Genomic DNA, 3,497 nt, shown 5'->3' with positions numbered 1-3,497 from the left:
TTGCGCGTCTGCTGCAGTTCCTCGTTCAGCCAGCTCTTCTCGAAGGCTTCGGGGTACGCGGCGAGCTCGTCCTGGGCGCGGCCGGCGTCCAGCGCGGGTGCCAACGCCTCRGCGGCCAGCATGCCGCTCTTGATGGCYGCGTGGCTGCCCTTGATGCGSGCGGCATTSAGGTARCCGGCWTCGCAGCCGATCAGGCAGCCGCCCGGGAACACCGTCTTTGGCAGGGCCTGCGGCGTGCCGTTGTTGATGGCGCGGGCACCGTAGCCGATGCGCTTGCCGCCTTCGATGTGGGCGCGGATGGCCGGATGGGCCTTCCAGCGCTGCATCTCTTCAAACGGGCTCATGAAGGGGTTGTCGTAGTCCAGGCCGATGACGAAGCCCAGCGTGACCTTGTTGTTTTCCAGGTGGTASAGGAAGCCGCCGCCGAAGGTGTCGCCCTCCATCGGCCAGCCGGCCGTGTGCACGACCTTGCCGGGTTGGGCTTTGTCCGCCGGAACCTCCCACAGCTCCTTCACGCCGATGGCGTAGGTCTGCGTGTCCTTGCCTTCGGTCAACTTGAACTTCTCAAGCAGTTGCTTGCCCAGATGGCCGCGCGCGCCTTCCGCAAACACCGTGTACTTGCCGAGCAGTTCCATGCCGAGCTGGAAGTGGTCGGTCGGCTCGCCGTCCTTGCCCAGGCCCATATTGCCGGTGGCCACGCCCTTCACACGGCCCTGCTCGTCGTACAGCACCTCGGCGGCGGCGAAGCCGGGGAAGATCTCGATGCCGAGGCCCTCGGCCTGGCTGGCCATCCACTTGACGACGTCGGACAGGCTGATGACGTAGCAGCCGTGGTTGTGGAAATTGCGAGGCACGAGCCAGTCGGGCGTGCGCTGGCTGCCCGTCTCGGACAGAAACAGCACGTCGTCGCCGGACACGGCCTGGTTCAGCGGCGCGCCGAGTTCCTTCCAGTTCGGGAACAGCTCCTCCATCGCACGCGGGTCCATCACGGCGCCCGACAGGATGTGGGCGCCAGGCTCCGAGCCCTTCTCCAGCACGACGATGTTGGCATYGGGCTTGAGCTGCTTCAGGCGGATAGCCGTGGCCAGGCCGGCCGGGCCGCCACCGACGATGACCACGTCGTATTCCATGGACTCGCGGGGGCCGAACTGGGCGAGGATCTCTTCGGACGTCATGCAGGTTCTCCGTCAGCTTTTGAATTGCGCGCGATTCTAGAGAGGCTGGATTGCGAATCGAACGATCGTGCTTTTTTAGGTTGGGCGGTCTAGACCGGTAGGATGGACGCAACCCACTCGGAAGGCAGTCCCATGAGTTACTCCATCAATCTCGAAGGCCGCGTGGCCTTGATCACCGGTGCGTCCAGCGGCCTGGGCGCGCAATTCGCCAGGACCCTGTCCCAGGCCGGCGCCTGCGTCGTGCTGGCGGGCCGGCGAGTCGAGCGGCTGAAGGACCTGCGCGCCKAAATCGAGGGCAATGGCGGTGACGCCCATGTGGTGCAGCTGGACGTGACCGACGTGGCCAGCATCAAGAGCGCGGTGGCCCACGCCGAGACCGAAGTCGGCACGCTGGACATCCTGATCAACAACTCCGGCGTGTCCACGACGCAGCGCCTCACCGACGTCACCGAGAACGACTACGACTACGTGATGGACACCAACACGCGCGGCGCCTTTTTCGTCGCGCAGGAGGTGGGCAAGCGCATGCTGGCCCGCGCGCGCGGCTCGGCGCCGGGCACCTTCATCGGTGGGCGCATCGTCAACGTCGCGTCCATGGCCGGCCTGCGTGTGCTGGGCCAGATTGGCGTCTATGCGATGAGCAAGGCCGCGGTCATCCACATGACGCGAGCGATGGCGCTGGAGTGGGGCCGCTACGGCATCAACGTGAACGCCATCTGCCCGGGCTATATCGACACCGAGATCAACCACCACCACTGGGGCACCGAGCAGGGCAAGAAGCTGGTCGACATGCTGCCCAGGAAGCGCGTCGGCCAGCCGAAGGATCTGGATACGTCACTGCTGATGTTGTGCGCCACCGAAAGCCATTTCATCAATGGCGCGGTCATCCAGGCCGACGACGGCTTCGGAGTTTGATGTTGAAGCGAGACCTGACCCCGCTGGAGGCCCGCGTTCTCGCCGTTCTTGTCGAGAAGGAAAGCACCGTGCCGGACAGCTATCCGCTGTCCGCCAATGCGTTGACCGCGGGCTGCAACCAGAAGACGGCGCGCGACCCGGTCATGGACGTCAGCGAGGCCGAGGTGCTGGCCACCGTGGAAGAGCTGAAGGCGCTGCACCTCGTCAATACGGTCAGCGGTAGCCGCGTCGTGCGCTATGAGCACAACTTCGCGCGCGGCATGGGCGTGCCGGGTGCAGCGATGGCGCTGCTGACCCAGCTGATGCTGCGCGGCCCGCAGACGGCGGCCGAACTGCGCCAGAACACCGAGAGGCTGCACCGCTTTGCCGATGTGTCGTCGGTGGAGGGCTTTCTGGAGGAGCTGGCCGAGCGCGAGCAGCCTATGGCCGTCAAGCTGCCCAAGGCGCCCGGCGCCCGCGAGGCGCGCTGGGCGCATCTGCTGTGCGGGCCGGTGGCGTCGTTCGAGCAGGCCGCGGCGGTGGGTCAACCTCGCGATGAAGAGATCGCCTTGCTGCGCGCCGAGGTCGCCGCGCTGCGCAGCCTCGTCAACCGCATCGCCGCTGACCTCGGCATCACGCCGTGAGGTATCTCGTCCCGGTCGACAAGAAGCTCACCTATGAGGTGCGCATTCCCATGCGCTGGGGCGACATGGATGCGATGGGCCACATCAACAACACGCTGTATTTCCGCTACCTGGAGATCGCGCGTGTGGACTGGCTGACGCAGATCGGCGCCGCGCCCAATCCGGGCGGGCAGGGGCCGGTCATCGTCAACGCCTTCTGCAACTTCTATCGCCAGCTTAAATGCCCGGGCGAGGTGCTGGCCAGCCACTACGTCAGCGACGCGGGCCGCACCAGCTTCGAGACCTGGATCACGCTGGAGCGCGCCGACGAACCCGGCGTCATCTGCGCCGAGGGCGGCGCGACGACGCTGTGGTTCGACGCCCAGACCGACAAGGCCATTGCCCTGCCGGACTGGGTGAGAAACCTCGTCACCTGAAGGCGTACTTCAAGCTGGCGTAGATGTAGCGCCCGCGCGAGTCGGTGTAGCTCGGGTCGTAGCCGGACAGGAAGAACCAGGCCTGCTGCGAGAACGGCGGCGCCTTGTTGAGCATGTTCTGCACGCCGACGCGCAGGGTGGTCGACTTGCTGGCCTCCCAGCCGGCCGACATGTTCCACAGCGAATAGGCCGACACCTTGCGATCGGGCTTGCCGATGATGTGCTGGTCGTTGTAGCCCTGCAGATAGCTGTTGGACAACGTCATAGACACGGGGCCAGTTTCCCAATCCAGGCTGACCGTGTGGCGCCAGCGCTGCACGACGCCGTCGTTGATGAAGACGCCCAGGTTGCTGACGAAGGGGTCGCCG

General features: G+C 65.9%; 4 protein-coding genes and 1 pseudogene. 3 read left to right on the top strand and 2 right to left on the bottom strand.

The window, feature by feature from the left end; genetic code table 11:
• The coding region (locus AC1DU6_RS23995) for an NAD(P)/FAD-dependent oxidoreductase (RefSeq protein WP_477860133.1) at positions 1 to 1,175 on the bottom strand (1,175 nt) is incomplete at its 3' end.
• A 132-nt stretch (positions 1,176 to 1,307) separates the two neighbouring features.
• Here AC1DU6_RS23995 and AC1DU6_RS23990 point away from each other — a divergent pair.
• The 3 genes from AC1DU6_RS23990 to AC1DU6_RS23980 are packed head-to-tail and all read left to right on the top strand — an operon-like array spanning position 1,308 to position 3,129.
• Positions 1,308 to 2,090 carry an SDR family oxidoreductase gene (locus AC1DU6_RS23990; protein WP_477860131.1) on the top strand — a complete coding sequence of 261 codons (783 nt, stop codon included), beginning with the start codon at positions 1,308 to 1,310 and terminating at the stop codon, positions 2,088 to 2,090.
• Positions 2,090 to 2,713: a YceH family protein gene (locus AC1DU6_RS23985; RefSeq protein ID WP_457324013.1), complete on the top strand. Its 624-nt coding sequence runs from the start codon at positions 2,090 to 2,092 to the stop codon at positions 2,711 to 2,713. The genes AC1DU6_RS23990 and AC1DU6_RS23985 overlap by 1 nt, the downstream gene beginning before the upstream one ends.
• Positions 2,710 to 3,129, top strand: coding sequence for an acyl-CoA thioesterase (locus AC1DU6_RS23980; protein ID WP_457324012.1), 420 nt, complete (start codon positions 2,710 to 2,712; stop codon positions 3,127 to 3,129). Before AC1DU6_RS23985 ends, AC1DU6_RS23980 begins: the two co-directional genes overlap by 4 nt.
• Here the strand turns inward: AC1DU6_RS23980 and AC1DU6_RS23975 are convergent.
• Positions 3,122 to 3,497 (bottom strand): annotated as a pseudogene (locus AC1DU6_RS23975) (TonB-dependent receptor); the annotation flags it as partial. The gene AC1DU6_RS23980 and the pseudogene AC1DU6_RS23975 sit on opposite strands and share 8 nt — an antisense overlap.

This window comes from Roseateles sp. P5_B10 (assembly GCF_056400485.1).
The sequence above is the reverse complement of the archived record's forward strand: the minus strand, read 5'-3'. Positions and strand labels throughout refer to the sequence as shown.

Excerpts from the sequence above, each read along its gene's own strand:
- AC1DU6_RS23985 (WP_457324013.1), top strand. The coding sequence starts at position 2,090 with ATGTTGAAGCGAGACCTGACCCCGCTGGAGGCCCGCGTTCTCGCCGTT.